This window comes from Pseudoteredinibacter isoporae, from assembly GCF_040372805.1.
Classification (GTDB): domain Bacteria; phylum Pseudomonadota; class Gammaproteobacteria; order Pseudomonadales; family Cellvibrionaceae; genus Pseudoteredinibacter; species Pseudoteredinibacter isoporae_A.
In genome coordinates, this window is the sequence record NZ_BAABWJ010000031.1 from 1 (window position 1) to 645 (window position 645).

Genomic DNA, 645 nt, shown 5'->3' on the forward strand with positions numbered 1-645 from the left:
CGTTACTGGGTTACCATTTTGATCAACCAAAGTGACGGTGTAAGTCACTTGGCCGCCATTTTCGGCAATAGTATCCGTGCTTTGGGTTAAACGCGCATAAATAGTATCTTCGACACCTGGAGGATTATCGGAACCCGTCTGATCGGTGATCGTGGTATTCACATTATTGTTGGTACTGTGAGCCGTAATCGCTTCAAAAGCGTTATTGGTATCAGTGATCGTACCAATCGCCACATTGAAATTTTCCGCTCCTTCATCCAAAGCATCATCTAAAGTCACGATGTTAAACGTAGCCGTATTGTTACCACCTGTCACAACCACACTGGCAACTTCAGTGATATCCGAACCAGATGCTGTTGTGTAGGTGTACGTCAAGTTCACCGTCACACTGCTGCCAACTGGAACCGCTTCACTCAGGGTCACGGTGTAGTCTGTAGTGGTTTCACCTTCGACTACATTCGCCGGACCTGCCAGAGAAACAACCACCGTATCTTCAGCGCCCGGAGGATTATCTGAACCCGTCTGATCCGTAATCGTTGTGGTGACATCATCATTCGCTGTATCAACCGCAATCGCTTCGAAGGAGCTATCGGTATCCGTAACCGTACCGATAGCGACATTAAATTGTTCCGCACCTTCGTTCAA

Annotated in this window: 1 protein-coding gene; it reads right to left on the minus strand. The window is 47.6% G+C overall.

The annotated features are described in order from the left end of the window. Window positions 1-645 (minus strand): hypothetical protein (locus ABWW03_RS19925; RefSeq protein WP_353411433.1); only part of this gene is annotated, 645 nt, incomplete at both ends.